Source organism: Acidovorax sp. Q11 (assembly GCF_054950075.1).
In genome coordinates this window covers 1-26,170 of record NZ_JBUDZG010000040.1, presented here as the reverse complement: position 1 = coordinate 26,170, position 26,170 = coordinate 1, and the positions used below count along the sequence as shown (strand labels likewise).

Sequence of the window (26,170 nt, the reverse complement as noted above, 5' to 3'; positions counted from 1 at the left end):
AAGCGCTGCGGCTGAGAATTGCGGCTGCGCCGCCTTGTCCGCTGCTGCGGTTGTCTTCGTCTTGCGTGGCATTCATGCTCCTTGTTGACATGCTATGCCTCACACACAAAACATCTGACAGGCTCGGTAGCGGACCTCCACCACCTCCAGATGGCGAACGCCACCGGGGGTTGGCAGCTGAACCTCGTCCCCCACACGGGCCTTGAGCAGCGCTCGCGCCACAGGGGAAATCCAGCTGACCTGCGATTCGCGACTGTCGGCTTCGTCAATGCCCATGATGGTAATGGTGCGCTCGACACCTTCGTCGTCCACATAGGTCACCGTCGCACCAAAGAAGACCTGGTCGCTTCCTGCATGTTGGCCGGGATCGACCACCTCGGCGATCTCCAGTCGCTTGGTCAGGAACCGGATGCGCCGATCAATTTCGCGCAGGCGCTTCTTGCCATACAGATAGTCGCCGTTCTCGGAACGGTCGCCGTTGCTCGCCGCCCAATGCACCACATCCACCATCTTGGGGCGCTCGTTGTCGATCAGGTCGAGCAACTCATCCCGCAAACGCGCATACCCCTCGGGCGTGATGTAGTTCTTGCCTCCGGCAGGCAACGGCGGCAACGCCAACTCATCGTCATCAGCACCATCGGTCTCTTTGGTAAAAGCCTTGCTCATCGCCAGATACTCCCGATCAGCGCAAAGCGCGCGGACAAATGAAAAAGCCTGCAATCTTGCGATTGCAGGCTTTAAACATTGGTGCGGCTGGCAGGAATCGAACCCACGACCCCTTGGTTCGTAGCCAAGTACTCTATCCAGCTGAGCTACAGCCGCTAAGCTTTGAATTATAGCATGATTTCTTGGCGACCCTTGAAATCATTTTTTTTACTTGCTTCCACTTGGTAGTGGCTATCGCAAACAAAATCTAATTCAGCGCAAGCCACGATTGTAATGCACTCCAAGGCGTCTCAAAGAGAAACAGGGCACATTGCCGTTGAAAAATGGCTTTGATCACGATGACCCCCCATGCGACCGATGGGTGGTAGGGCGTGTTGGACTTGAACCAACGACCAAAGGATTATGAGTCCTCTGCTCTAACCAACTGAGCTAACGCCCCAAGCCATGCTCCAGCGCTATACAACGGGGCAAGCGCCGTATTGTAGGGGCTTACTTGCGATGGCTGAGCGCGTTGGAGACGAGCTTGGAGGTGATGTCCACAATCTGAATCATCCTGTCATACGGCATGCGCGTGGGGCCGATCACTCCCAGCGTACCCACCACCGTGCCATCTACTTCGTAAGGGGCACTGACAATGGACAACTCTTCAAAAGGCACGACCTGGCTCTCCCCACCAATGTAGATGCGCACACCTTCGGCCTGACTGGAGATATCGAGCAGGCGCAAGATCTGCGTCTTTTGCTCGAAGAGATCAAAGGCCCGCCGCAGGTTGCCCATGTCACTGGAAAAGTCGCTGACTGCCAGCAGGTTGCGCTCGCCAGAGATGACGACTGCATCCTGTGCCTCCGACAATGCTTCGGACCCAACGTTCACCGCCGCCTGCATCAGCGACGCAATTTCGCCGCGCAGCACATCCACCTCAGACTTCAGTCGCTCGCGCACCTGCTCCATCGCGAGCCCCGCGTAGTGCGCGTTCAGGAAGTTGGAGGCTTCAATGAGCTGAGACTGGGAGTAGTCCGCTTCGGTAAAGATCACCCGGTTCTGCACATCGCCCTCGGGCGAGACGATGATGACCAGGAAGCGCCGCTCGGAGAGCCTCAAGAACTCGATGTGGCGAAACACGGAGGTGCGCCGAGGCGCCATCACGACACCCACAAACTGCGACAGATTGGAAAGCAGCTGCGCCGCGTTGGCGATCACCTTCTGCGGCTGCTCCGGGGCAAGCTGGGGCGCCGTCAATGGATCTCGCTGCACGGTAAGCATGGTGTCCACAAACAGCCTGTAGCCCCGCGCGGTGGGAATTCGACCCGCCGAAGTGTGAGGGCTTGCGATCAGCCCCAGCTCTTCCAGATCAGCCATGACATTACGGATCGTGGCAGGCGACAAATCCAGGCCGGAAGCCCTGGACAGGGTCCGGGACCCCACCGGCTGTCCGTCGGCGATATAACGCTCGACCAGGGCTTTGAGCAACAACTTGGCGCGGTCATCGAGCATGGAATGATTTTAATGATGTAATTTCGCGATGACGTCCAATTTCCGCCATGTCGCACTCATAGGCAAGTACCAAGCTTCATCTGCGGGCTCCACGGGCGACAGCTCTCGCCAGGCCTTGGAAGACATCGCCCACTTTCTCGAACGCCAGGGCTGTGAGGTGGCGCTGGAAGCGGAGACCGCCAGCAACGCAGGGCTGACGCATGACTACCCCTCGCTGAATGTAGACGAGATCGGGGCCCGGTGCGACTTGGGCTTGGTAGTGGGTGGGGACGGCACGATGCTGGGCATCGGCCGCAGGCTCGCGCGGTTTGGAACGCCGCTGATTGGGATCAACCAGGGGCGGCTGGGTTTTATCACTGACATCCCGTTTGACACTTATCAGGCGACCCTTTCACCCATGCTCAAGGGAGCATACGAAGAGGATCTCCGCCCCCTGATGCATGCCACTGTGGTGCGTGATGAGCGAATAGTGTTTGAAGCCCTTGCCATGAACGATGTGGTCGTGAACCGCGGCGCCACCTCAGGCATGGTGGAGTTGCGGGTAGAAGTGGGCGGTCGGCTGGTGGCTAATCAGCGCGCCGACGGACTCATCATCGCCTCGCCTACCGGCTCGACGGCCTACTCGCTGTCAGCCGGCGGCCCCATGCTGCACCCATCCATCCCGGGTTGGGTGCTGGTGCCCATTGCACCGCACACCTTGTCCAACCGACCCATCGTTTTGTCCGATGCAACGGAGGTGGCCGTAGAGGTGGTGAGCGGACGCGATGTCAGCGCCAACTTTGACATGCAGTCATTGGCCTCTCTGCTCCACGGCGACCGCATCCTGGTCAAACGGTCAGAGCACTGTGTACGGTTCCTGCACCCGCAGGGATGGAACTACTTTGCAACGCTGCGCAAAAAGCTGCGCTGGAATGAGGGAGGCTCCTGACCATGGCACTCCGGCGGATCACGTTGCGTGATTTTGTGATTGTCCAGACACTGGAACTTGAACTCCAGCCTGGCTTCACTGTGCTGACCGGCGAAACTGGGGCGGGCAAGTCCATTCTGATCGATGCTTTACAACTGGCCTTGGGTGCGCGCTCGGATGCAGGGGTTGTGCGCGAGGGCAGCCCCCGCACAGACATCTGCGCTGAATTCGATTGCCCAAAGCATGTCCGGCCTTGGCTGGAAGAAGCCGGGTTTGATTCTGACGACATGCTTTTGCTGCGGCGCACAGTGGATGCCCAGGGAAAAAGCCGCGCCTGGATCAATGGAACCCCCGCCACGGCAGCACAGTTGCGCGCACTGGGGGACATGCTGCTCGACATCCATGGACAACACGCCTGGCAGAGCCTTACGCGCCCTGAATCAGTGCGCGGGTTGCTGGATGCGTTTGCGGGCACCAGCACCGCCGACACCCAACTCCGTTGGTCTCAGTGGCGCACGGACCAGAAGGCCCTGCAGCAGGCACGCCAGGCCCAGGCCACCTTGCAGCAGGAGCGCGAACGTCTGCAATGGCAAATCAGTGAAGTGGAAAAGCTGGCCCCCGCCACCGGTGAATGGGATGAGCTGGATGCGCAACACAAAAGGCTGTCGCACGCACAAGCGCTTCTGGATGCAGCTGATGGGGCTGTCCAAACCCTGCAAGCCGATGAGGCCGGCGCACTCAGCGCCCTGACGAAGGCACATTTGCTTCTACAAACCCAGGAGCACATCGAACCCGAATTTGTCAGTTTGGCCGATATCCTGGCATCGAGCCTTGCACAAGCCAACGACGTAGTCCACTCGCTGCATTCGTACCTGCGGCATGCCGACATTGATCCACAACGCCTGGCTGAACTGGATGCACGCCTGTCGCAGTGGATGACCCTCGCCCGCAGATACAAGCGGGCACCCGGGGATTTGCCGGCGCTGCTGCAGGACTGGAAGGCCGAGCTGCACCAACTGGACGCAGCCACCGACCTGGATCAGCTGCAAGCCGCTGAGGCAACCAGTGCCAAGGTTTACCAGGCAGCAGCTCGGGCGCTGTCGCAGGCGCGTGCCAAGGCGGCCCCCAAGCTATCGACCGCCATCACCCAAGCCATGCATGGACTGGGCATGGAGGGCGGAAGGTTTGAGGTGTCCCTGACCCGTGCCGAGGAACCCGCAGCCCACGGAATGGATGATGTGGTCTTTCTGGTCGCTGGCCATCCAGGCATGAGCCCCAAACCGATTGGCAAGGTTGCCTCTGGCGGTGAACTGTCACGCATCTCGCTTGCCATATCTGTCACCACGAGCGAGCTGGGCATGGCGCCCACCCTCATCTTTGACGAGGTGGATTCTGGCGTGGGTGGCGCTGTCGCTGAAACCGTGGGCCGGTTGATGCAGCAACTTGGCAAGGACCGCCAGGTCCTGGCTGTGACCCATCTCCCCCAGGTCGCGGCTTGCGCGCACCACCATCTCAAGGTGGCCAAACGAAAGAGCCCCACCGGCACCAGCAGCACGGTACTGGCCGTTCAGGAAGAGCAGCGTGTTGTCGAGATTGCGCGCATGCTGGGTGGTGAGCGCTCAACAGACACCACCCTGGCCCACGCCCGTGAGATGCTGAACCATGTCTCAACAACCCTGGCAGGGAATGACTGATGGCACTTGAAATTGTCCTGATCACAGGGATGTCGGGCTCAGGGAAGTCCGTGGCCTTGCATGCCCTGGAAGACGCCGGGTACTACTGCGTAGACAACCTCCCACCCGAGCTGCTGCCCACCTTCGTTGCGCTCGAGCATCGCCACCACGGGAACCGGGTAGCCATCGCCATGGACGTGCGCAGCGCGACCTCGCTGCACCAGGTCCCCCAGGAGCTGAATCGCCTGCGCAGCCAGGGGGTGGCCGTGCAATCAATTTTTCTGGATGCCACCATCGACACCCTGGTGCGGAGGTTCTCCGAAACACGCCGCCGCCACCCCCTCTCCCATGACGATCTCCAACAGGGACGACGGGCCTTGGTGCAGATCATCGAACTGGAGCGCGAACTGCTGGCCGACTTGCGTGAGCAGTCGCATGTCATCGACACCAGCACGATACGGGCGTCGCAGCTGCAAAGTTACGTCAAAAGCCTGATGTCTACTGCGCAAGGGCAATTGACCCTGGTGTTTCAGTCCTTCGCATTCAAACGCGGCATCCCCATGGATGCAGACTATGTCTTTGACGTGCGGATGCTGCCCAACCCCCACTACGAGCCGACGCTGCGCGATCTGACGGGGCTAGACCAACCGGTTGCGGACTTCCTGCGCCTGCAGCCCGACGTCAACCTCATGCGCGCCCACATAGAGCAGTTCCTGGCGCATTGGCTGGACATGCTCGACAGGAACCACCGAAGCTATGTGACAGTCGCCATTGGCTGCACGGGCGGGCAGCACCGCTCGGTCTATCTGGTGGAACGGCTCGCCGAGGCCTTCAGCGACCGCTGGACGGCGTTGAAGCGCCACCGGGAACTCGACGGCCGCTGACCATAGAGCGGAGGTCGGGCTGCGAAAGGCCCTCAAGCCGTCACCACAACCGGGCTTGGGTCGCGTCCAGCAGTTTGCGGATTGGGGCAGGCAAGCCCACAGACGGCCATTGGTCCGGCCCGAGCCACTCGCCATCCCCCAGGGCATCTCCCGCGAAATCCCCACTGATCAGTATCGGATGGAGATGCAAGTCCCTGTGTGTGAGCACATGCAAAAAAGGAGACAGCTCTTCCCGCAAGTACCGTGACGAGTCGCCAAGGCTTTCCACAAAAGCACCACACTCAGCATCCCCCGGAAAGACAGGCACGCAATGCATGCCTGCCCAAATGCCCGTTGGCGGGCGCCGTTGCAGCCAGGCGCGACCAAGGCCATCACGGAGGATTACCAACTGCCACGACTCGGATCTGCGGACCAGTTTCCGCGTCCTGACGGGATAACGCTCTGGGTCACCATCTGCCAACGCCTTGCATGACTCCATCAAGGGACAGTCGGAACAGCGGGGAGCGCGTGGAGTACAAATCGAGGCCCCCAGGTCCATGAGCCCCTGGGTGTATCGGGGCATTGCTTGGGCCAGGTCTTTGGTGGGTAGCAGCGACTCCGCCATCCCCCACAGCAGGCGTTCGTTGGCGGCAGACGCCATGTCTTTGTCAAACCCCAGCAGGCGCGTCAACACCCGCCGCACGTTGGCATCCAGTATCGGCACCCGCTCCGAGAAACAGAATGCAGCAATGGCTCCCGCCGTCGATCGGCCGATGCCTGGCAGGGTCGCCAGAATCTCCGCTGTGCGAGGAAACATTCCCCCGTGATCAGCTACGACCTTCTGTGCACAACGGTGCAGATTGCGTGCCCGGCTGTAGTAGCCCAAACCACTCCAAAGCCCCATCACCTCGTCCTGGGGCGCGTTTGCCAAGGCGCTGACGTCCGGGAATCGTGCCAGGAACCGTGCGTAGTAGTCCAGCACCGTGCTGACCTGGGTTTGCTGCAGCATGATCTCTGACAGCCATACCCGATAGGGGTCTTGGGTTTGCTGCCAGGGCAGGTGGTTGCGGCCATGGGTGGCCTGCCATGCCACCACGCGTTCGGCGACGCGCGCGCCCTCTGCGGGCGCAATCATGCCGACACAAGATGCGCGTCGGAAGCTGCGGACTCCAGGCCCGGCAAGGCAATCAGCTGGGAGGTAAGCTCCTGCAGCCTGCGCTCCAGCGAGCCCAGGGCCTCTTCACCCGCCTCAATTTCCGAAATACGCTCCACCAGCCCGCTGGCGGCTTGCTGTATGCGGTCCACCGCCTCGATGCGACGCGCAAAGCTACGTCGGCGCTCGCGCAATTGCGCATCAAGTTGCGCTGTCGCCGACTTGCTCCACAACTCCAGATCGTTGGCGGCCGATTCATATACCGTGCGCAACCGCATGGCCAGAGCCCGCACCAGCCGCTCTGCGAACTCCGGCTGCGCCAGTTTCAACGCATTGCCTACCCCAAGGTACTGCAGATGGCTTTGTTCGATCTGGTTCAGGTCATGCGTGAAGTGCTCCAGCTGGGGCGGCGTGGGCACCTGAAGCGAAAACCCGAATTCGGCATTGAGCTGACGGAAGGTCCCGCCTAACATGGCCTGAATTTCTGTGCCTGAGGCCTGCGCCTTGTCCAGCGTTCCACGCAGTTTGTCAAAGGTCTGGACATAGATTTTCTTGACGCCCAGCTTGAGGCCTTTTTGCTGTAGCGTCTGCGCCAACTCCGACAACTCAGCCTTGAGCGCTTTGGCGCCCAGTTGCTGAAACACATCCCGCAAGAGCTTGAGGTGCACAGCACGCACAGCCTGGATCTTGGCGGTGCTCAAATCGAATTCACGCTGCTCCTGCTCAATACGGTGGCGCATGGATTCGATCACCGAGGCATTCTTGCCTCGCAGGCTGCGCAACTCGGCCATCTGGTCATCCAGATCCCGGCGGCGAATGTTGATAACCCGTCCAGTCTCTGTACGCAGGCTGGCCACCCCTGCGGAAACGGCCGCCCGCAAAATAGATCTGCGCCGACCCATGATGCCTTTGGCCAGGGCTTCCTCCAGAACAGGCAAACCACTGGTTTCCAGCAAGACATCATCCGCCGTGATCTTGGCAACCAACCCCTTCTGGGCTGATACGGGGACCACCCTCTCCAGCGGCACACCCAGCATCTCTGCCGACGTGCTGCACTGGCGCTCCATCTGGGACTGCACCTGCTCGGCGCTGTTCAGCGTATCCCACAGCGTGTCGATCTTGTTCAGCACGACAAGCCGCGCATCCATGCTGTCGGGCGATATAGCAAGATGCTCACGCCAGATGGAAAGATCCGAGCGGGTGACGCCAGTATCGGCACTCAGAATGAAGACCACCGCATGCGCCTGCGGGATCAGGTTGACGGTCAACTCGGGCTCTGCGCCCACTGCGTTCAGGCCGGGAGTGTCCAGAATCACCAGCCCCTGCTTGAGCAGCGGGTGGGGAATATTGATGATGGCGTGCCTCCACATGGGCACTTCCACCAGGCCCTGGGCATCGGGCACGGGGTTCTCATCGGTCAGCTCATCGTGCCAGAAACCCAGCGCTCGGGCATTGTCCAGGCTGACCTTGCGCACCTCGGCCACTTTCTCCAGGGCCTTGGCGATCTGGTCTGCATTGCCAACATCGAGGGGAATTTCTGTCCAGCGTTCGGTCTTCATCCGCCACTCGGCCAGACCTTGCATCTGCAGGCGGGTTTCGATGGGAAGCAGCCGGAGACTGGGCGCCACAGTGGCGTCGTAACCCAGCTCTGTAGGACACATGGTGGTGCGGCCTGCGCTTGCAGGCATGATGCGGCGCCCATAGTCAGCAAAGAAGATCGCATTGATCAGTTCCGATTTGCCACGGGAAAACTCCGCCACAAAGGCCACCATGACTTTGTCACTGCGGACCTGCTCCTCCAGGCGATGCAGTCGCTCCTGCACAGCGGCATCCATCAGGTCATGCGAGGACATCCACTCGGCCAGCCGCTTGAGCTGCTGGGCGAACTCCCGCCGCCAGGCGCCATGCTGGTCGAACTGTTCGTTGAATGAAGGTCCCACTTTGCTCCCACAGATCTATGAATGGCCTACAAGGTAGACATACACAAAATATAGCATCGACCGCACGCAGGCTGTTGCAAGCCCGGACACGGGTGCTTTTATGCGACTCCCAAGCTGGTCTCTGCACCAATCGTTGAACAGCGCCGACCTAGGGCCGCTGGCACTGGGGGCAAAAGTAGCTGCTCCTCTGCCCCTGACGTAAAAGCCCTATCGCTGTCCCGCACACGTGACAAGGGGCGCCTTCGCGCCCGTATACATTGGCAGTGGTCTGAAAGTGCCCGGCCATGCCCTCCGCATTCGAAAAATCGCGCAAGGTACTCCCCCCCAGATCTACGGCACGCGCCAGCACCACACGAATGGCTTCGTACAAACGGCGCACCCGCCCTGCCCCAATGCGAGCGGACACCGCCGTGGGCCGGATGCCCGCCATGAACAGCACTTCGGATGCATAAATATTGCCGACACCCACCACCAGATGGCCAGCCAGCAGCAGCTGCTTGATGGGCACACGGCTTTTTTTCAGACCTGCCTGAAAATCCGGCAAAGAGAAAGCGTCCGACAAAGGCTCCATGCCCAGGGCTCCGAGCAGCTTCACGGCCACGGGGGCTTGTTCACCCGCTGCAAACACGACTGCTCCAAACCGGCGCGGGTCATGCAGTCGCAGGGTTCCCTTGTCCGTCACCAGATCAAAATGATCGTGCGGCCCAGCTGTTGGCAACCCATACGCAAAACGCAAACTGCCCGACATGCCCAGGTGGATCAGCAAAAGCCCCCCGCTGGTGTCTGCCAGCAGGTACTTGCCCCGCCGGCGCAGCCCCACGACCTGCTGACCCACCAACGACAGGGGGTCACAGCCCAGGGGCCAGCGAAGTGGCTTACCCAGAACCACGGTTTGAATTTTGGCTCCCGCAATCGCTTCGGCAAAGCTGCGGCGGGTCACTTCCACTTCGGGCAACTCAGGCATACATAGGGCCGGGCAACGGCTTCACAGGCATGGATTATTATGGCCCGATGGTGCTCTTTCACAGCTTTCGAACCGCCGCATTCGCTGCCGCAGTGGCGGTTGCCGCCCAATCCGCATGGGCCCAGCAACCCAGCAGCGTCAACCGCGCCACCACCAGTGTGCCACCGGCTGCATCCAACCCGGCTCTGGACGCTGAGCTGTTCTACGAAATTTTTCTGGGCGAAGTCAGCGCACGCACAGGTGACCCTGGCGCTGGCTACGCGTTCATGCTCGAAGCCGCGCGCCGCAGCGCCGACGGCCAGCTCTACCAACGGGCGGCGGACATTGCCCTGCAAGCCCGCTCGGGCGAATACGCCCTGGCTGCAGCCCGGGCATGGAAAGAGGCCCTGCCCCAATCCCGCGAAGCCAACCGCTATGTGTTGCAAATCCTGGTGGCGCTCAACCGCATTGGAGAAACCCCGGACCTGTTGCGGCAGGAACTCGCACAGTCCCCGCCTCGCGCCAAGGCGGCCTCGCTGTCTGCGCTGCCCCAAATGTATGGACGCGCCAGCGACAAGGCGCTGGCAGCCAAGGTCGTCGAACAGGCCCTCGTAGACGAGCTGACCAACCCCGCGACAGGCCCTGCTGCCTGGGTTGCACTGGGGCGCCTGCGCTTGGCTGCTGGCGACAAGGGCGGCGCCTTGAATGCAGCGCGCAAGGCGCAGGACCTGGACAACGCCAGCGAGGATGCCGCGCGGCTGGCGCTGGAACTCTTGGACGAAGGCGTCGCAGAAGCAGAGCCCATCGTGATTCAGGCGCTGGCCAAACAGCCTGTGCCCGAGCTGCGGATGGCCTATGCGCGCGTACTGCTGGGCCTGCAGCGCTATCCCGATGCTGGCCGCCAGCTGGAAGCCGTGACCAAGGAGAAACCCGATCTGGCGGAGGCCTGGCTCGTGGTCGCCACACTGCAGTTTCAGGACAACCGCCTGCCCGCCGCTGAAGTCTCCCTGCAGCGCTTCATCGACCTGGCCTCGGCCACCTCTGACGCGGAGGTGCGGCAAAAAGGCCTGACCCAGGCCTACTTGCTCTACGCACAAATTGCAGAAAAAAAGAAAGACTTTGCGGCCGCTGAAGCCTGGCTGGGCCGCATTGACAACGCAGACGAAGTGTTTGGTGCCCAGATGCGCCGGGCCTCGCTGCTGGCACGGCAAGGCAAACTCGCACAGGCACGGGCGTTGCTGCGCAGCCTGCCAGGAACCTCGGCCGAAAACCAGCGCATGAAGCTGTCGGCTGAAGTGCAACTGCTGCGTGAACAGCGCCTGTACAAAGAAGCCTACCAAGTGCAAGTGGAGATGGTGGCACTGGCCCCGGACGACGCCGAACTGGTCTATGACCAGGCAATGCTGGCCGAAAAAATGGGCAACCCGGACACCATGGAGCAGTTGCTGCGCCAAGTGATCGCTCGCCAGCCCCAGTACCACCACGCCTACAACGCGCTCGGCTATTCGCTTGCAGACAGGGGGCTTCGACTGGCGGAGGCCAAACAGTTGATCATGAAAGCGCTGGAATTTGCGCCGAATGATCCGTTCATCATGGACAGCCTTGGCTGGGTGGAATTCCGCCTGGGCAACAAGGCCGATGCAAAACGCCTTCTGGAAACCGCCTACAAGGCCCGCCCAGATGTAGAAATAGCAGCCCACCTGGGCGAGGTGCTGTGGAGCCTGGGCGACAAGGAAGGGGCCACCAGAGTCTGGAAAGAAGGACAGCGCATCAGCCCTGACAACGACACACTCAAAGAAACACTCAAGCGGCTTGGGGCGGGGCTTTGATGCACCCCCACGGCAGAGGGCTTCGCCTGGAGTTGAGTACCGCCCTTCAACGCGGCTGGGTGGTGTCGTGGATCATCTGTTGTGTGCTGTGGCTCGCAGGTTGCGCCCAACCTGTTCCAAAGGCATCTCAAGAAGAAGACAGTTGGCGCGGGCGGATTGCCCTGCAGGTCGATGGGCAGGCAGCGCAGTCCTTCTCCGCCACATTTGAGCTGCAGGGCAACCCTGAAAGCGGCGGCTTGGTGCTTTTTAGCCCGTTTGGAAACCGCATTGCCCAACTGGAATGGAAAGATGGCCAGGCATCGCTGCAGAGCGGGCAAGAGACACGGACTTCGGACTCGCTGGAGACGCTGTTGTTGGACGTGACAGGCACGCGGATCCCGATTGCAGCCCTTTTCAGTTGGCTCAACGGCACCCAGGCCACAGCCCCCGGCTGGCAGGCCGATCTGTCTGGCATGCCGGACGGCCGCCTCACAGCGCGGCGCGAACAGCCCACCCCACAAGCCATTTTGCGCATTGTGCTGACCCGCTGAGGCGATCCCTTCAGCCTACGCAACCCTTTCCCATTCTGCGATGCAAGCGCTGTACGACGTGCCGGCTCCGGCCAAGCTCAATTTGTTTCTGCACATCACCGGGCGACGCGCCGACGGCTACCACCTGCTCCAGTCGGTCTTCATGCTGGTGGACTGGTGCGACACCCTGCACTTCGAACGGCGCGCCGATGGCAGCATCTCCAGGGAAGACTTGGGCGCCCCATTGCCCGAAATGGACCTGACACTGCGAGCGGCACACGCACTCAAAGCCGCTACGGGCTGCACACTGGGCGCTCACATCGGCGTTCTCAAGCGCATTCCCGCCCAAGCCGGCATGGGCGGAGGCTCGTCCGACGCCGCGACAGCATTGCTCGCTTTGAACCAGCTATGGAGCCTGGGCCTGTCACGCAGCGCACTGGAAACGATCGGCTTGCAGCTCGGTGCAGACATTCCCTTTTTTTTACGCGGCAACAACGCTTGGGTGGAAGGAATTGGTGAGACAATCACGCCGCTTGAGAAAGCACACCAACTGCCGCAAGCGCGCTTTGCCATCGTGAAGCCCGCAGCAGGTTTGGAGACAAAATTAATTTTTTCGTCCCCGAATCTGAAACGCGATTCAGATAGTGCTACAATCTTAGGCTTTGCTGCAGAATACCTTGACTTCGGTCGAAACGACTTGCAGCCAGTTGCTCAGGCCATTTGCCCAGAAGTCACGCAAGCCATCGAATGGCTTAGAGACCGAGGATTACAGGCTAGAATGACAGGCTCTGGAAGTGCAGTGTTTGCGCAAATGTCACATGAAGTGGACTTGAAAAACGCCCCCGAAGGCTGGCAAGTCAAAGCATGTGAAAACCTGATGATTCATCCTCTGACAGGGTGGGCATCAGACGAGAATTAAGGTTGGCTGCTTTCGGCAGTTGACCTGTGTAGGGGAGTCGCCAAGCTGGTTAAGGCACCGGATTTTGATTCCGGCATGCGAAGGTTCGAATCCTTCTTCCCCTGCCAAATATCTTCTCGCGTACGGGCTTTTTTTTCAGATTGCTGGGACTCTCATGCAAGCCAATCACCCCGACTTCATGGTTTTCACTGGCAATGCCAATCCTGGCATGGCAGCTGAAATTGCCCAGCACCTCGGCACCACCCTGGGTGCAGCCGATGTGGGTCGCTTCTCTGATGGTGAAGTCACCGTCGAAATCAAGCAAAACGTGCGTGCGCGCGATGTTTTCGTGGTGCAGTCCACCTGCGCGCCCACGAACGAAAACCTCATGGAACTGCTGATCATGGTCGATGCGCTCAAGCGTGCATCGGCTGAGCGCATCAGCGCCGTGATCCCCTATTTCGGCTACGCCCGCCAGGACCGCCGCCCCCGCTCCACCCGCGTGCCCATTACCGCCAAGGTCGTGGCCAACATGCTGCAGGCCGTGGGCGTGGCCCGCGTGCTGACCATGGACCTGCATGCTGACCAGATCCAGGGTTTCTTCGACATCCCCGTGGACAACATCTACGCCTCTCCGGTTCTGCTGGGTGATCTGCGCCAGAAGAACTACGAGGACCTGATCGTTGTCTCGCCCGACGTGGGCGGTGTGGTGCGTGCGCGTGCCCTCGCCAAGCAGCTGGGCTGCGATCTGGCCATCATCGACAAGCGCCGCCCCAAGGCCAACGTGTCGGAAGTGATGCACGTGATCGGCGAAATCGAAGGTCGCAACTGCGTGATCATGGACGACATGATCGACACCGCCGGTACGCTGGTGAAGGCTGCCGAAGTGCTGAAAGAGCGCGGCGCCAAGAGCGTGTACGCGTATTGCACGCACCCCATTTTCTCGGGTCCCGCCATTGAACGCATCGCCAAGGGCACGGCCCTGGATGAAGTGGTCGTGACCAACACCATCCCCTTGAGCGACAACGCCAAGGGATGCACCAAGATTCGCCAACTCTCCGTGGCCCCGCTGATCGCCGAGACGATCCAGCGCATTGCCAAGGGTGAGTCGGTGATGAGCCTGTTCTCGGACCAAGACAACCTGTTCTGACCCGCTCCCGCCGGGAGCGATGCACAGCGGTTGCACACAAGCCTCCTTCGGGAGGCTTGTTGTCTGTTTGGGAACAACCAGTGGGCGGGCGGCGATGATGCCGCAAGCCTTTTTAAAACAGAGGATGACTGGTCGCGGTCGCCTCTTTCCAGGAGCTAACTATGAACTTCGTCGCTTTTGAGCGCGCCAAGCAAGGTACGGGTGCGAGCCGCCGTCTGCGCAACTCGGGCAAGACGCCCGGCATCGTGTACGGTGGCACCACCGAACCCCAACTGATCGAGATCGACCACAACGCTCTGTGGCACGCCCTCAAGAAGGAAGCTTTCCACTCCAGCGTGCTGGACATGGAAGTGGCCGGCACCACCGCCAAGGTCGTGCTGCGCGACGTGCAATACCACCCCTACAAGCAACTGGTGCTGCACATCGACTTCCAGCGCGTGGACGAAAAGACCAAGCTGCACCTGAAGGTGCCACTGCACTACAGCGGTGCAGAAGAGTCCAACGCCGTCAAGGTGGACAAGTGCATGGTCAACCCCGTCGTGAACGAACTGGACGTGACCTGCATGCCTTCGGACCTGCCCGAATTCATCGCTGTGGACCTGTCCAAGCTGGAAAAGGGTGCTTCCCTGCACCTGAAGGACGTCAAGCTGCCCAAGGGCGTGACGGCCAAGATCCGCGGCGGCCAGAACAACAACCCCGTGCTGGTGTCTGTTGTGCCCCCAGTCGTGGTCGTGGAAACCCCCGCTGACGCAGCACCTGCTGCCGATGCCAAGGGCAAGGGCAAGGGCAAGAAGTAATCAGCCCATCGCTGATCCACTTGCCTTTCCATCCAGGCCCCGTCTCGGCGGATATGGCCTGACCAACGGCCCACCTCGGTGGGCCGTTTGTTTTTCAGCTCCCGCGCAGCACCTGCGTAACCTCGCCTCTCCGCCACCTTTCGCGCACGGATAATCCCGCCCATGATCAAGCTGTTTGTAGGCCTTGGAAACCCGGGGCCCGACTACGAAGCCACCCGCCACAACGCCGGGTTCTGGTGGATTGACGCCCTGGCGCGCGAACTCAAGGCCACGCTGGTGCCCGAGCGCAGCTACCACGGACTCGTGGCGCGCACCACGGTGCATGGCCAGAGCGTGTGGCTGCTGCAGCCCCAGACCTTCATGAACCTCTCGGGCAAATCCGTGGCCTCGCTCGCACGGTTCTTCAAGATCCAGCCCGAGGAAATCCTGGTGGTGCACGATGAGCTGGACATCCCCCCCGGGCAGGTCAAGCTCAAGCGCGGCGGCAGCCACGCCGGGCACAACGGCCTGCGCGACATCCACGGCCAGCTGGGCTCACCCGACTACTGGCGCCTGCGCATCGGCATTGGCCACCCCGGCGTGAAGAGCGAAGTTGCCAACTGGGTGCTGAAAAAGCCGTCGCCCGACCAGCGCACGCTGATCGAGGACTGCATCATCCATTCGATCAAGGCCTACCCTGCGATGCTGGCAGGCGAGATGGACAAGGCCACCTTGCTGATCCACACCACCAAGCCACCCCGCCCCAAGCCTGTGCGCCCGGTGGAAGACTGATCAGCGATCAGGGCAGCGACTGGGCGGGCCAGCAGTCATTCACTATACTTTTGATAGCTTGAAACGCTTATTGGTCGCGCGGCAGCGGCCAAAAAACCTTGAAAATCAACCCGCTGCAGACGCCTGCAGGCGCTGGAACTTCTGCCACAGCGTCTCGCGGTTTTCCACATGCTGCGGGTTCACGGGGATGCAGGCCACGGGGCAGACCTGCACACACTGGGGCTCGTCAAAATGCCCCACACATTCCGTGCACTTGTTCGGGTCGATCTCGTAGATCTCCTGCCCCAGGTAGATCGCCTGGTTGGGGCATTCGGGCTCGCACACATCGCAGTTGATGCACTCGTCGGTGATCATCAGCGCCATAAGGCCTCCCGGGGCACGGGGCCAGACACAAGGGCAACGGGGTACACGGCGCGGTTCATGCTCCGTATTATCCCGCGCACTGGCATGTGCCTTGCGTGCCACACTGCAACCCACCACCGCTGACGGGGATGTTTTTACCGTTATGCTGTGTATACACATTAATTTTTACGCGCTCGCGTCCCACCCTCCTCCACCGCCTGCTCCATGGGTCTGTTTTTCCTCAAACGGTTTGCCACCCTCCTGGCCACGCTGATCGGCGCATCCATTGTTGTGTTTCTGGTGCTGGAGATCCTGCCGGGCAATGCCGCGCAGATGCTCATGGGCCCCGATGCCTCGCCCGAAGCCGTGGCCGCACTGGCCAGCAAACTGGGGCTGGACCAGCCAGCCAGCCTGCGCTACTGGCAATGGGTCAGCGGCCTGGTGGTGGGCAACATGGGCGACAGCTACGCCTACAGCTCGCCTGTGCTGGACCTGGTGCTGGAGCGTCTGGCGCTCACCGTGCCCCTGGCGCTGATGGCGATGGTCATCACCACGGTGCTGGCCCTGGCCGCCGGTGTGTATGCAGCGTCCCGCCACAACAAGGTCGGCGACGTGGGCGTGATGGGCCTGGCGCAGATCGGCATCGCCATCCCCAACTTCTGGTTCGCCATCCTGCTGATCCTACTGTTCTCGGTGAAGCTGCAATGGTTCTCGGCCGGAGGCTTTCCGGGCTGGACCGAAGACGCTGGCGGCAGCCCGCTCGAAGCCCTCAAGGCCCTGCTGCTGCCCGCCATTGCGCTGGCCGTGGTGCAGGCTGCCATCCTGGCGCGCATCACCCGCTCAGCCGTGCTCGAAGTGCTACGCGAAGACTTTGTGCGCACCGCACGGGCCAAGGGCCTCACGCAGCGCGCGGCGCTGTGGGGCCATGTGCTGCGCAACGCGATGATCCCGGTGATCACCGTGATGGGGCTGCAGTTTGCCAACCTGCTGGCAGGCACCATCGTGGTCGAGAACGTGTTCTACCTGCCGGGGCTGGGGCGGCTGATCTTCCAGTCCATCTCCAACCGTGACCTGATCGTGGTGCGCAACTGCGTGATGCTGCTCGCCGCCATGGTGGTCATCGTGAACTTTGTTGTGGACATTCTTTACGCCGTGATCGACCCGCGCGTGAAAGCATCGGACATCTGAGCGCCCCATGAACGCTGCCATTCCCCCGTCTTCTGTCACTTCCGCCCCTGGCTGGCTGCACCGCGCACTGCGCCATCGCAGCTTTGTCATCGGCGCTGTGCTGTCGCTGCTGCTGCTCCTGGCGGCGGCGCTGTCACTGGTCTGGACACCGTGGTCCCCGTATGAAATGGATCTGGCCAACAAGCTGGCCGGACCATCCGGCACGCACTGGCTGGGCACGGATGCTTTTGGGCGCGACGTGGCCTCACTGTTGCTGGTGGGCGCGCGCAACTCCATCCTGGTGGGCGTAATTGCCGTGGGCATTGGCCTCACCATCGGCACCGCACTGGGCCTGCTGGCCGCTGCCAAACGTGGCTGGGTCGAAGAACTCATCATGCGGCTGGCGGACTTCACCTTCGCTTTCCCCGCCATCCTCTCGGCCATCATGATGACGGCGGTGTTTGGCGCAGGCATCGTCAATTCCATCATCGCCATCGGCATCTTCAACATCCCGACGTTTGCACGCGTTACCCGTGCCTCGGCCAATGCCGTGTGGTCGCGCGAGTACATCATGGCCTCACGCGCCTGTGGCAAGGGCAGCTGGCGCATCACCATCGAGCATGTGCTGCCCAACATCCTTTCTGTGCTCATCGTGCAGGCCACCATCCAGTTCGCCATCGCCATCCTGGCCGAGGCCGCCCTGTCGTACCTGGGCCTGGGCACGCAGCCGCCCCAGCCCTCCTGGGGCCGCATGCTCAGCGAGGCGCAGACCTTGATGTTCCAGGCCCCGTTGCTGGCGGTATGGCCCGGCGTGGCGATTGCGCTGGCCGTGCTCGGTCTGAACCTGCTGGGCGATGGTCTGCGTGACCTGCTGGACCCCCGCCTCTCCCGCAAGCGTTGAGCCCCCGCCTCGAAGACCACCAGAACCCCACGATGTCTCTGCTAGAAGTCTCCAACCTCCGCATCCGCCTGCAGACGCACCGGGGCCCCGCCGACGCCGTGCGCGGCGTGAGCTTTTCGCTGGCGCGCGGTGAAACCCTGGGCCTGATTGGTGAATCGGGCTGTGGCAAGTCCATCACCGCCATGTCGCTCATGGGCCTGCTGCCCGACAGCGCACAGGTCACAGGCAGCATCCGCTTTGATGGGCAAGAGCTGGTGGGCCGCACCGATGCGCAGATGTGCAAGATGCGCGGCAACCGCATTGGCATGGTGTTCCAGGAGCCCATGACCGCCCTGAACCCCGTGCACACCATTGGCCGCCAAGTGGCTGAGCCCCTGCGCCTGCACCGGGGCATGGATGCGGGGAGCGCCCGCAAGGAAGCCATCGCGCTGCTGGACCGCGTGGGCATTCCCAACGCGGCGCAGCGCATCGATGCCTACCCACACCAGTTCTCGGGCGGGCAGCGCCAGCGCATCACCATTGCCATGGCCCTGGCCTGCGGGCCCGACCTGCTGATTGCCGATGAACCGACCACGGCGCTCGATGTGACCATCCAGCAGCAGATCCTGGACCTGATCAGCGACCTGGTGGCCGAGCGCAACATGGCCATGATCCTCATCTCGCACGACCTGGGCGTGATCTCGCAGAACGTGGACCGCATGATGGTGATGTACGGCGGCAGTGTGGTGGAGAGCGGCTCCACCGCGTCCGTCTTCTCGGCCATGGCACACCCCTACACACGGGGCCTGTTTGCGGCACGTCCCCACCTGGGTGCCGCGCACACGCCCGGCCAGCGCCCCCGCCTGTCCACCATCCCCGGCACGGTGCCTGAGCTGGTGGACCTGCCCGCAGGCTGCCCTTTTGCGGGCCGCTGCAGCTACACCATCGACGCCTGCCACCACGAGTCCCCCCCGGCCACCCTGGTGGCCACCGATGCCGATGGCGACCACCTGGTGCGCTGCCTGCGCCGCGAAGCCATCGCCGAAGCGCGCGGCGCAATGCAAGGTGTGGAGGTGGCTGCATGAGCGACAAAACACACAACGCCAGCAACAGCCCCCTGCTGCAGGTGAAAGACCTGGTGCGCGAATACACGCTGCCGCGCGAGCACCTGTTCCAGCCCCCAGGCAAGGTGCAAGCCCTCAACGGCGTGAGCTTCTCGATTGCCGCCGGGCGCAGCCTGGGTGTGGTGGGCGAGTCGGGCTCGGGCAAATCCACCCTGGCCAGGCTGGTGATGGCGCTGGATGCGCCGACCGCTGGCACGGTGGAGCTGCTGGGCCGCAACCTGCACCAGCTGCCCACGGAAGAACTGCGCCAGGCGCGGCGCGACTTTCAGATGGTGTTCCAGGACCCCTATGGTTCGCTGGACCCCCGCCAGACGGTGGAGCGCATCGTGACCGAGCCACTGCAGGCGCAGGGGCTGACCACGCGTGCCGAACAGCGCGAGCAAGCGGGCCAGGTGCTGTCGCAGGTGGGCCTGCGCACCAACGACCTGGGCAAGTACCCGCACGAATTTTCTGGCGGCCAGCGCCAGCGCATTGCGATTGCACGCGCCCTCATCACCCGGCCCCGGCTCATCGTGGCCGACGAACCCGTGAGCGCACTGGACGTGTCGGTGCAGGCCCAGGTGCTAAACCTCATGCAAGACCTGCAGCAACAGTTCGGCATCACCTACATGCTGATCAGCCACGACCTGGCGGTGGTAAACCACCTGTGCGACGAAGTGGTGGTGCTGTACCAGGGCCGCATCGTGGAGCGGGGATCGCCGGGCGAGCTGTTCCGCAACGCGCAACACCCCTACACGCAGTCGCTGGTGGGCGCCGTGCCGCAGGTGCTGCCCGGCCGGGCACGGGCACGCCGTGCGGCTGCCGCCGCTGCAGCGACTGCAGCGACTGCTGCAACGGCAAAAACCGCATAACCACATGCAGGTGTGATGGTGTAAAAAGCTTCTTTCCTCCCCGGTAACAAATTGCACCGGGGTCTCTATGGTTGTTGTCTGGTTTTTTGTCTGGAGAGTCCGAACATGCTGAACCGCCGTACCGTCCTTGCCACTGGCGCCATCGCCGCTGTGCCCTTGACCACCTCGCTTGGCGCCCTGGCGCAAGGCCGCAAAGATGCGGTGACGCTGGCGATGACGCTGGAGCCCCCAGGCCTGGACCCAACCGCCGGTGCGGCATCTGCCATCGCCGAGATCGTGCAGTACAACATCTTCGAAACCCTCACCAAAATCAACCCCGACGGCAGCGTGTCGCCCCTGCTGGCCGAAAGCTGGGAGGTCTCGCCCGACCTCAAGACCTACACCTTCAAGCTGCGCCGTGGCGTGAAGTTCCAGAACGGCGAGCCCTTCACCGCTGCGGCCGTCAAGTTCTCGTATGACCGCGCAGGCGGCGAGAAGAGCACCAACAAGGACAAGCGCACCTTTGCAGGCATCACCACCCAGGTGGTGGACGACTACACCGTGGTGCTGCTCAACAAGGAGATCGACCCCGACCTGCTGTTTGTGCTGGGCCAGGCCACCTCGATCATCGTCGAGCCCAAGAGCGCCGACACCAACGCCAACAAGCCCGTGGGCACCGGCCCCTACCAGCTGCAAGCGTGGAACAAGGGCTCGTCCGTGGTGCTCACGGCCTGGGCCGACTACCGCGATGCCAAGGCCATCAAGATCAAGCGCGCCACCTTCCGCTTCATCTCCGACCCCGCCGCCCAGGTGGCCGCGCTGCTGGCCGGCGACGTGGACGCCTTCCCCCGCGTCACGCCGCGCAGCGTGCCGCAGTTCAAGACCAACCCCAAGTTCCAGGTGGTGGTGAGCGGCTCGCGCGCCAAGACCATTTTGGCCATCAACAACGGCAAGAAGCCACTCGACGATGTGCGCGTTCGCCGCGCCATTGCCGCAGCGGTGGACCGCAAGGCCGTGATCGAAGGTGCAGGCGACGGCTACGGCGCGCCCATTGGCAGCCACTATGTACCCGGCGCCTTTGGCTATGTGGACACCACAGGCGTGAACCCCTACGACCCCGAGAAGGCCAAGAAGCTGCTGGCCGAGGCCGGCATCAAGACGCCGCTGGAACTGACCCTGACGCTGCCGCCCACCCCCTACGCCCGCCAGGGCGGCGAAGTGGTGGCCGCCCAGCTGGCCAAGGTCGGCATCATCGCCAAGATCCAGAACGTGGAGTGGGCGCAGTGGCTCAGTGGCACCTACGGCAGCAAGAACTACGACCTGACCATCATCAGCCACGTCGAGCCGTTTGACCTGGGCAACTTCGCCAAGCCCGACTACTACTGGGCCTACAACTCGCCCAAGTTCAACGACCTGTTCAACCAGATCAAGAACTCCGCCCGCCCCGCCGATCGCGCCAAGCTGCTGGGCGATGCGCAGCGCCTGCTGGCCGAGGATTCTGTGCACGCCTTCCTGTACTCCAACCAGTGGATCACGGTGGCGAACAAGAACCTCAAGGGCTTGTGGAAAGACATGCCGGTGTTCGTGAACGACATCTCCTCGCTGTCCTGGAGTTGATGAGACACCCCACCCTGCGGGCCTCGGTGCTGGCCGCCACAGGCGGCAGCTCTTCAGGCCGTCCAAGCCTGCACATGCAGGCTTGGAGCCGCGGCCCTCAGCCCCCGCTCTCGCATCGCTGCGCGATGCGGGCAGGGGGACGCAGCCCTCGCTGCGGGGCGGCCCTTGCTCGGCTGCCCGCGCCTGGGCAGCGCCGGTTTCAGGGGCTGCGCATTCCGCACAGAGCCCTGAAAAACGGAAACGCGTGGAAGCCCGATTGCTACCAAAACAATAGCTACTAGCGCTTTACCAATAGGCGGCAGCAGCCCTTTTTACTTGTAAAACTCCCGACATGACTGCCTTGCACGACCTGCCCGCCCACGAACTCCTGGCTGCCTACAGCCAGCGCACGCTGTCCCCCGTGGAGGTCACGCAGGCCGTGCTCGCGCACATCGAGCGCTGGGAGCCCCACATCCAGGCCACCTACCTGCTGCGCCCCGACGCCGCATTGGAGCAAGCCCGCGCGTCCGAGGCCCGCTGGCTGCGCGGCGAGCCCAAGGGGCTGCTGGACGGCGTGCCCAGCACCATCAAGGAAAACATCGCTACCGAAGGCGACCCCACACCGCTGGGCACAGCGGCGGTAGAGCTGGTACCCGCAGCGGCCGACGCCCCCCCCGCCGCCCGCATGCGCGAATCCGGCGCCGTCATCGTGGCCAAGACCACCATGCCCGACTACGGCATGTTGTCGTCCGGCCTGTCCACCTTCCACCCACTGTCGCGCAACCCCTGGGACGTGAGCAAGGGCCCGGGTGGCTCCAGCGCCGGCGGTGGCGCTGCCGCTGCCGCAGGCTACGGCCCGCTGCACATCGGCACCGACATCGGCGGCTCGCTGCGCCTGCCAGCCAGCTGGTGCGGCATCTTCAGCCTCAAGCCCAGCCTGGGCCGCATCCCCATCGACCCGCCCTACACCGGCCGTGCCGCAGGCCCCATGACCCGCACCGTGGCAGACGCCGCGCTGATGATGCAGGCGCTGAGCCAGCCCGATGCGCGCGACAGCATGAGCCTGCCCGCGCAGGACATCGCCTGGAGCCAGTTCAACAAGGGTGCCGAGCGCCTGCGCGGCCTGCGCATTGGTTTGCTGCTGGATGCAGGCTGCGGCCTGCCTGTGGAGCCCGAGGTAAAAGCCGCCGTAGAACGCGCAGCCAAACTCATGGAGGCAGCTGGCGCCACCATCGTGCCCATGGCACCTTTCATGACCCAGGCCATGCTCGACGGCATGGACCACTTCTGGCGCATGCGCTCGCACACCGATCTGCAGGCCCTGCCTGCCGTGCGTCGCGACAAGGTGCTGCCCTACATCCGCACCTGGGCCGACAGCGCTGCGGGCATGAGCGGCGCCGAGGTCTTCAACGCCAGCCAGCAGTTCCACCTGACACGGGTCAACACCGTGAAGGCCTGCAGCGCGTTTGACTACGTGATCTCACCGGTAGCGCCCAACGTCGCCTTCCAGGCCGAGCTGCCCTCCCCCACCAACGACCCGCTGCGCCCGCTGGAGCACATCGGTTTCACCGTGCCCTTCAACATGTCCGAGCAACCTGCCGCCTCGGTCAACTGCGGCTACACCACAAGCGGCCTGCCCATCGGCCTGCAGATTGCAGGCGCCCGTTTTGACGACCTGGGCGTGCTGCAGGTGGCACACGCGTTCGAGCTGATCCGTGAACCCCAGCGGGCAAGGCCCCAGCCGCCAGCGGGCTGAAAGCATGGCCGGAGGTTGTTGGTAACCTTGGGGTTTTGTTGGCAGACACCGGGCCACCCTGGGCCACCACTCTCCCACCCCTGTACGAACGCACCACACCGCATGGACATCCTCATCCTGGCGATCCTGATCGCCACCGGCACCTACATGCTCAACGCCAAGGAGCAGCGCAAGCGCATTGCGCTGCTGGGCAGCCACCTGGCCAACTACCAGATCGAAAAGCTCATGGAAGCCCTGACCGAGGGCTACCTGCGCGCCCTGGGCGAAAGCACCGACGAGCGCCGCCAGCAGATCTGGAGCCTGCTGAGCACCACCGAATCGCAGCTCGCCGAACAGTTCAGCCGCTTTGCCGCCGAGTTCGCCAAAGTCAGCGAGGCCGACGCGCGGGTCAGCCGCCTCTCTATCGCCCTGCCATTTGCCGAAAAGCTGCTGCCCACCGCCACCTTCGACATGCGCAAGGCCCTGGCCGTGCACGCGCGCGGCATTGCGCATGTGGTGCAGAACACCAGCCACCTGGCCCCCAAGGACCGCGCCTACATGATGACGGCCGAGCTGTTCCTCATGCAGCACACCTGCCACTGGTTCTGCAAGTCCAAGACCATCGCCACCGCCCGCATGCTGGCGCGCCACCAGACGCCGCATGAACAGCTGGTGGCGTCGGTGTCCGCAGAGACCCGCAAGGCGTATCTGGCCTTGATCCAGGGCAGCTGAACCCAAACGCCCCCGAACGCCGCCATGTCATCCGCCGCGCATGCAATGACCGACAGCCTGGGCAACCCCCTCACGCTGCACGACCCGGCCAGTGCCACCGCCCTGAATGACTTTGTCGAAGGCTTCATCGCCTGCGAAGCCCGTGCGGTGAACGTGCTGAACGCAGCCGCTGACACCAGCCCCATCGTGCAGGCCAGCTGCGCGGCGCTGCACATGTTTGCCGAGTCGGCCGACGCCCCGCGCAACGCCCGCCCCTTCGTCGATCAGGCGCTGGCCCACACTACAGAGGCCAGCGAGCGTGAACAACGCTTTGTGGCTGCCGTCGCCGCCTGGGTGGATGGCGACCTGCCCCGCGCCATCGCACTGCACGAGGAGCAAGCCCGCCTGCACCCGCGCGACCTCGCCTCCCTCAAGCTCGGCCAATACCATTTGTTCAACCGGGGCGACTCGCCCGGCATGCTGCGCCTGGCGCTGCAGGCCCTGCCCGCAGCGGCCGAGGTGCCCTACCTGCACGGCATGCTCGCCTTTGGCTGGGAGCAATGCCACCGCCTGCAAGAGGCTGAAAGCGCCGCACGCCACGCCATCACCCTGTGCCGCAAAGAGCCCTGGGCCCACCACGCGCTGGCCCACGTCATGCTGACCCAGGGCCGCATCCGCGAAGGTACCGACTTCATGGCCAGCGTGAGCGACACCTGGACGGACCTGAACTCCTTCATGGTCACGCACAACTGGTGGCACCAGGCGCTGTTCCTGCTGGAGCAAGACCGGCACGCCGAAGTGCTGGCGCTCTACGACAGCCAGGTCTGGGGCGTGGTCAAGGAATACACCCAGGACCAGATCAATGCCGTGTCCCTGCTCGCCCGGCTGGAGCTGGTGGGCGTGGATGTGGGCGACCGCTGGGCTGATGTAGCCAACCACCTCGCGCAACGCCTTGCCGACCATGTGCTGCCCTTCCTGGACCTGCAATACCTCTACGGCCTGGCCCGCGCCGGGCGGATGGAGGCAGCACGCACGCTGCAACAAAACATCGAGGCCCACGCCGCCACCCGCATCGAGGCACAGGAGCGCACCGTGTGGCAACAGGTGTGCGTGCCCGCCGCCCACGGCCTGCTGGCGCATGCTCAGGGCGACTGGGCCACGGCGGTGGAGAAACTGGGCATGGCCCTGCCCCGGCTGGTGGAGATTGGCGGCAGCCATGCGCAGCGGGATTTGTTTCACCAGATCTGGCTGGATGCACTGCAGCGCAATGGGCAGTGGGGGGCGGTGCAGAACGTGTTGCAGCCGATGGTGAATGGGCAGCCGGAGTCGGTGCGGCTGGCGCGGCAGGTGGGGGTGGTGAATGGGGTGTTGGGGTTGCCGGTGGGTGAGGGCCGGACCCTTTTTTAGTACCCTTGGACTGCTATCACGATCCTCATCAAACGCCCTATGGCACGCTATTCAAATCAAATCGGAGCACGTGCGAGCGATAGAGTCCGCACAACAGAAGAAATCACACAAAGGGCACTATCCCTTGGCGCTGCCGTTGCGCGATGTTTTGACGCGCCTCGTAAAGAAGTAATTGCATTCGTTGAAGGGTCCGGAGTCCTGCAAGACCTTACGTCCAGTGAACATAGCTATATCTATTCATCGCGCCGCTCAGCACAGCAGACGGTGAACATGAGCTGGAATTCAGAGGCACTCACGGTCCTTCTCTGGTCAATTGGGAAGTTGGCACACCTACCTGGCCCCGACACCCAGTGTAGTACAGGTGTCCTGTCTGAAGTCCTTCCACCTTACGGGAATGAAGCATTGGACCAATTTCGCGGGTCCGCTAGCAGGCGCTCAGAAAGGGTGCTGTTTGAAATGGCGAAAACCATTCAGCTTCAACATGTGGTGGCCCGACAGCGCAAGCTCAATCCCAAGTACCGCCCTGATCTTGGCTTGATCAACATTGAGATTGTTCAAGAGAGGCATCGAGCCATCAACTGGGTCGTTGGATATTGCGCGCAGAATTGGGATGAAGTCACAGCAGACACCTGAGCGCTCGTCCTTTCGTCGAGACATCGGGGCCTGTCCGAGTTTCCGTGTGTGAGGCTCATTGAACCTTCACCGATTTCGTGAAGCTGATTGAGGATCTTACGTGCTCGATTTGGTGAACCGGTCTTCGTAGAGGATCGCGAATTGGTTCATTG

Annotated in this window: 24 protein-coding genes and 3 tRNA genes; 19 read left to right on the top strand and 8 right to left on the bottom strand. The window is 62.6% G+C overall.

Annotated elements, in window-relative coordinates; translation table 11 throughout:
- Positions 1-99: 99 nt before the first annotated feature.
- The 4 genes from greB to hrcA form a co-directional block, all read right to left on the bottom strand.
- Positions 100-666 carry a transcription elongation factor GreB gene (greB, locus tag ACYZGB_RS20880; protein WP_462390789.1) on the bottom strand — a complete coding sequence of 189 codons (567 nt, stop codon included), beginning with the start codon at positions 664-666 and terminating at the stop codon, positions 100-102.
- A 79-nt stretch (positions 667-745) separates the two neighbouring features.
- Positions 746-822: transfer RNA gene (locus ACYZGB_RS20875), tRNA-Arg, on the bottom strand.
- Between the two features lie 206 nt (positions 823-1,028).
- Positions 1,029-1,105, bottom strand: a tRNA-Ile gene (locus tag ACYZGB_RS20870).
- 50 nt (positions 1,106-1,155) lie between these two features.
- Positions 1,156-2,160, bottom strand: a complete 1,005-nt coding sequence (gene hrcA / locus ACYZGB_RS20865; RefSeq protein ID WP_094286725.1) for a heat-inducible transcriptional repressor HrcA — start codon at positions 2,158-2,160, stop codon at positions 1,156-1,158.
- Between the two features lie 28 nt (positions 2,161-2,188).
- Between hrcA and ACYZGB_RS20860 the strand changes: the two genes are divergently transcribed.
- Genes ACYZGB_RS20860 through rapZ form a run of 3 tightly spaced genes read left to right on the top strand, consistent with a single transcriptional unit; the run spans position 2,189 to position 5,624 of the window.
- Positions 2,189-3,088 (top strand): NAD kinase, encoded by a 900-nt coding sequence (locus tag ACYZGB_RS20860; RefSeq protein ID WP_063462566.1) that lies wholly within the window; start codon positions 2,189-2,191, stop codon positions 3,086-3,088.
- 2 nt (positions 3,089-3,090) lie between these two features.
- Complete coding sequence (gene recN / locus ACYZGB_RS20855; protein WP_462390786.1) at positions 3,091-4,761, top strand: DNA repair protein RecN; 1,671 nt, start codon at positions 3,091-3,093, stop codon at positions 4,759-4,761.
- Positions 4,761-5,624 carry an RNase adapter RapZ gene (gene rapZ / locus ACYZGB_RS20850; protein WP_462390784.1) on the top strand — a complete coding sequence of 288 codons (864 nt, stop codon included), beginning with the start codon at positions 4,761-4,763 and terminating at the stop codon, positions 5,622-5,624. Before recN ends, rapZ begins: the two co-directional genes overlap by 1 nt.
- A gap of 40 nt (positions 5,625-5,664) precedes the next feature.
- Here the strand turns inward: rapZ and mutY are convergent, their stop codons facing one another.
- The 3 genes from mutY to mutM all read right to left on the bottom strand — a co-directional run bounded on the left by mutY (position 5,665) and on the right by mutM (position 9,660).
- The gene (mutY, locus tag ACYZGB_RS20845; protein WP_462390782.1) at positions 5,665-6,738 is read right to left on the bottom strand and encodes an A/G-specific adenine glycosylase; all 1,074 of its coding nucleotides are present in this window, start codon (positions 6,736-6,738) and stop codon (positions 5,665-5,667) included.
- Positions 6,735-8,696, bottom strand: a complete 1,962-nt coding sequence (locus tag ACYZGB_RS20840) for a dynamin family protein (RefSeq protein ID WP_462390780.1) — start codon at positions 8,694-8,696, stop codon at positions 6,735-6,737. Before ACYZGB_RS20840 ends, mutY begins: the two co-directional genes overlap by 4 nt.
- 148 nt (positions 8,697-8,844) lie before the next feature.
- Positions 8,845-9,660, bottom strand: a complete 816-nt coding sequence (gene mutM / locus ACYZGB_RS20835; protein WP_462390778.1) for a bifunctional DNA-formamidopyrimidine glycosylase/DNA-(apurinic or apyrimidinic site) lyase — start codon at positions 9,658-9,660, stop codon at positions 8,845-8,847.
- A gap of 47 nt (positions 9,661-9,707) precedes the next feature.
- Here mutM and ACYZGB_RS20830 point away from each other — a divergent pair, with 47 nt between their 5' ends.
- From ACYZGB_RS20830 to pth, 7 genes are all read left to right on the top strand, one after another.
- Positions 9,708-11,468 carry a tetratricopeptide repeat protein gene (locus ACYZGB_RS20830; RefSeq protein WP_462390776.1) on the top strand — a complete coding sequence of 587 codons (1,761 nt, stop codon included), beginning with the start codon at positions 9,708-9,710 and terminating at the stop codon, positions 11,466-11,468.
- A gap of 32 nt (positions 11,469-11,500) precedes the next feature.
- Positions 11,501-11,998 carry a lipoprotein insertase outer membrane protein LolB gene (locus ACYZGB_RS20825; protein ID WP_462390774.1) on the top strand — a complete coding sequence of 166 codons (498 nt, stop codon included), beginning with the start codon at positions 11,501-11,503 and terminating at the stop codon, positions 11,996-11,998.
- 40 nt (positions 11,999-12,038) lie between these two features.
- Positions 12,039-12,896, top strand: coding sequence for a 4-(cytidine 5'-diphospho)-2-C-methyl-D-erythritol kinase (ispE, locus tag ACYZGB_RS20820; RefSeq protein ID WP_462390772.1), 858 nt, complete (start codon positions 12,039-12,041; stop codon positions 12,894-12,896).
- A gap of 30 nt (positions 12,897-12,926) precedes the next feature.
- Positions 12,927-13,003: transfer RNA gene (locus tag ACYZGB_RS20815), tRNA-Gln, on the top strand.
- A 47-nt stretch (positions 13,004-13,050) separates the two neighbouring features.
- A complete protein-coding gene (locus ACYZGB_RS20810; RefSeq protein ID WP_094286710.1) occupies positions 13,051-14,025 on the top strand; it encodes a ribose-phosphate pyrophosphokinase in 975 nt (324 codons plus the stop codon).
- Positions 14,026-14,186: 161 nt separating this feature from the next.
- The gene (locus tag ACYZGB_RS20805) at positions 14,187-14,822 is read left to right on the top strand and encodes a 50S ribosomal protein L25/general stress protein Ctc (protein ID WP_462390769.1); all 636 of its coding nucleotides are present in this window, start codon (positions 14,187-14,189) and stop codon (positions 14,820-14,822) included.
- 162 nt (positions 14,823-14,984) lie between these two features.
- Positions 14,985-15,593 carry an aminoacyl-tRNA hydrolase gene (gene pth, locus ACYZGB_RS20800; RefSeq protein ID WP_462390767.1) on the top strand — a complete coding sequence of 203 codons (609 nt, stop codon included), beginning with the start codon at positions 14,985-14,987 and terminating at the stop codon, positions 15,591-15,593.
- Between the two features lie 105 nt (positions 15,594-15,698).
- On the opposite strand, the gene ACYZGB_RS20795 is transcribed toward pth, so the two are convergent.
- Positions 15,699-15,956 (bottom strand): YfhL family 4Fe-4S dicluster ferredoxin, encoded by a 258-nt coding sequence (locus ACYZGB_RS20795; RefSeq protein WP_094286704.1) that lies wholly within the window; start codon positions 15,954-15,956, stop codon positions 15,699-15,701.
- A 204-nt stretch (positions 15,957-16,160) separates the two neighbouring features.
- Here ACYZGB_RS20795 and ACYZGB_RS20790 point away from each other — a divergent pair, with 204 nt between their 5' ends.
- The 9 genes from ACYZGB_RS20790 to ACYZGB_RS20750 all read left to right on the top strand — a co-directional run bounded on the left by ACYZGB_RS20790 (position 16,161) and on the right by ACYZGB_RS20750 (position 26,018).
- Positions 16,161-17,123, top strand: coding sequence for an ABC transporter permease (locus ACYZGB_RS20790; RefSeq protein ID WP_462390764.1), 963 nt, complete (start codon positions 16,161-16,163; stop codon positions 17,121-17,123).
- 7 nt (positions 17,124-17,130) lie between these two features.
- Positions 17,131-18,003 (top strand): ABC transporter permease, encoded by an 873-nt coding sequence (locus ACYZGB_RS20785; RefSeq protein WP_462390762.1) that lies wholly within the window; start codon positions 17,131-17,133, stop codon positions 18,001-18,003.
- 32 nt (positions 18,004-18,035) lie between these two features.
- Positions 18,036-19,067, top strand: coding sequence for an ABC transporter ATP-binding protein (locus ACYZGB_RS20780; RefSeq protein ID WP_462390760.1), 1,032 nt, complete (start codon positions 18,036-18,038; stop codon positions 19,065-19,067).
- The gene (locus ACYZGB_RS20775) at positions 19,064-19,957 is read left to right on the top strand and encodes an ATP-binding cassette domain-containing protein (RefSeq protein WP_462390758.1); all 894 of its coding nucleotides are present in this window, start codon (positions 19,064-19,066) and stop codon (positions 19,955-19,957) included. Before ACYZGB_RS20780 ends, ACYZGB_RS20775 begins: the two co-directional genes overlap by 4 nt.
- A gap of 105 nt (positions 19,958-20,062) precedes the next feature.
- On the top strand, positions 20,063-21,553 hold the full coding sequence (locus ACYZGB_RS20770; protein WP_462390756.1) for an ABC transporter substrate-binding protein: 1,491 nt from the start codon (positions 20,063-20,065) through the stop codon (positions 21,551-21,553).
- 331 nt (positions 21,554-21,884) lie between these two features.
- Positions 21,885-23,288: an amidase gene (locus ACYZGB_RS20765; protein WP_462390754.1), complete on the top strand. Its 1,404-nt coding sequence runs from the start codon at positions 21,885-21,887 to the stop codon at positions 23,286-23,288.
- Positions 23,289-23,390: 102 nt separating this feature from the next.
- Positions 23,391-23,999: a hypothetical protein gene (locus tag ACYZGB_RS20760; RefSeq protein ID WP_462390752.1), complete on the top strand. Its 609-nt coding sequence runs from the start codon at positions 23,391-23,393 to the stop codon at positions 23,997-23,999.
- A gap of 24 nt (positions 24,000-24,023) precedes the next feature.
- Positions 24,024-25,385 carry a tetratricopeptide repeat protein gene (locus ACYZGB_RS20755; RefSeq protein ID WP_462390750.1) on the top strand — a complete coding sequence of 454 codons (1,362 nt, stop codon included), beginning with the start codon at positions 24,024-24,026 and terminating at the stop codon, positions 25,383-25,385.
- Between the two features lie 39 nt (positions 25,386-25,424).
- Complete coding sequence (locus tag ACYZGB_RS20750) at positions 25,425-26,018, top strand: DUF4272 domain-containing protein (RefSeq protein ID WP_462390748.1); 594 nt, start codon at positions 25,425-25,427, stop codon at positions 26,016-26,018.
- The last annotated feature ends 152 nt before the right edge of the window (positions 26,019-26,170 follow it).

What these genes read in the sequence shown, in the direction of transcription:
- recN (WP_462390786.1), top strand. Translation starts at nt 3,091, where the DNA reads ATGGCACTCCGGCGGATCACGTTGCGTGATTTTGTGATTGTCCAGACA.
- ACYZGB_RS20805 (WP_462390769.1), top strand. Translation starts at nt 14,187, where the DNA reads ATGAACTTCGTCGCTTTTGAGCGCGCCAAGCAAGGTACGGGTGCGAGC.
- ACYZGB_RS20775 (WP_462390758.1), top strand. Translation starts at nt 19,064, where the DNA reads ATGAGCGACAAAACACACAACGCCAGCAACAGCCCCCTGCTGCAGGTG.
- ACYZGB_RS20765 (WP_462390754.1), top strand. Translation starts at nt 21,885, where the DNA reads ATGACTGCCTTGCACGACCTGCCCGCCCACGAACTCCTGGCTGCCTAC.
- ACYZGB_RS20810 (WP_094286710.1), top strand. Translation starts at nt 13,051, where the DNA reads ATGCAAGCCAATCACCCCGACTTCATGGTTTTCACTGGCAATGCCAAT.
- ACYZGB_RS20860 (WP_063462566.1), top strand. Translation starts at nt 2,189, where the DNA reads ATGACGTCCAATTTCCGCCATGTCGCACTCATAGGCAAGTACCAAGCT.
- ispE (WP_462390772.1), top strand. Translation starts at nt 12,039, where the DNA reads ATGCAAGCGCTGTACGACGTGCCGGCTCCGGCCAAGCTCAATTTGTTT.
- ACYZGB_RS20770 (WP_462390756.1), top strand. Translation starts at nt 20,063, where the DNA reads ATGCTGAACCGCCGTACCGTCCTTGCCACTGGCGCCATCGCCGCTGTG.
- pth (WP_462390767.1), top strand. Translation starts at nt 14,985, where the DNA reads ATGATCAAGCTGTTTGTAGGCCTTGGAAACCCGGGGCCCGACTACGAA.
- ACYZGB_RS20760 (WP_462390752.1), top strand. Translation starts at nt 23,391, where the DNA reads ATGGACATCCTCATCCTGGCGATCCTGATCGCCACCGGCACCTACATG.
- mutY (WP_462390782.1), bottom strand. Translation starts at nt 6,738, where the DNA reads ATGATTGCGCCCGCAGAGGGCGCGCGCGTCGCCGAACGCGTGGTGGCA.
- ACYZGB_RS20750 (WP_462390748.1), top strand. Translation starts at nt 25,425, where the DNA reads ATGGCACGCTATTCAAATCAAATCGGAGCACGTGCGAGCGATAGAGTC.
- ACYZGB_RS20755 (WP_462390750.1), top strand. Translation starts at nt 24,024, where the DNA reads ATGTCATCCGCCGCGCATGCAATGACCGACAGCCTGGGCAACCCCCTC.
- ACYZGB_RS20830 (WP_462390776.1), top strand. Translation starts at nt 9,708, where the DNA reads ATGGTGCTCTTTCACAGCTTTCGAACCGCCGCATTCGCTGCCGCAGTG.
- ACYZGB_RS20780 (WP_462390760.1), top strand. Translation starts at nt 18,036, where the DNA reads ATGTCTCTGCTAGAAGTCTCCAACCTCCGCATCCGCCTGCAGACGCAC.
- greB (WP_462390789.1), bottom strand. Translation starts at nt 666, where the DNA reads ATGAGCAAGGCTTTTACCAAAGAGACCGATGGTGCTGATGACGATGAG.
- ACYZGB_RS20795 (WP_094286704.1), bottom strand. Translation starts at nt 15,956, where the DNA reads ATGGCGCTGATGATCACCGACGAGTGCATCAACTGCGATGTGTGCGAG.
- rapZ (WP_462390784.1), top strand. Translation starts at nt 4,761, where the DNA reads ATGGCACTTGAAATTGTCCTGATCACAGGGATGTCGGGCTCAGGGAAG.
- ACYZGB_RS20785 (WP_462390762.1), top strand. Translation starts at nt 17,131, where the DNA reads ATGAACGCTGCCATTCCCCCGTCTTCTGTCACTTCCGCCCCTGGCTGG.
- ACYZGB_RS20790 (WP_462390764.1), top strand. Translation starts at nt 16,161, where the DNA reads ATGGGTCTGTTTTTCCTCAAACGGTTTGCCACCCTCCTGGCCACGCTG.
- hrcA (WP_094286725.1), bottom strand. Translation starts at nt 2,160, where the DNA reads ATGCTCGATGACCGCGCCAAGTTGTTGCTCAAAGCCCTGGTCGAGCGT.
- mutM (WP_462390778.1), bottom strand. Translation starts at nt 9,660, where the DNA reads ATGCCTGAGTTGCCCGAAGTGGAAGTGACCCGCCGCAGCTTTGCCGAA.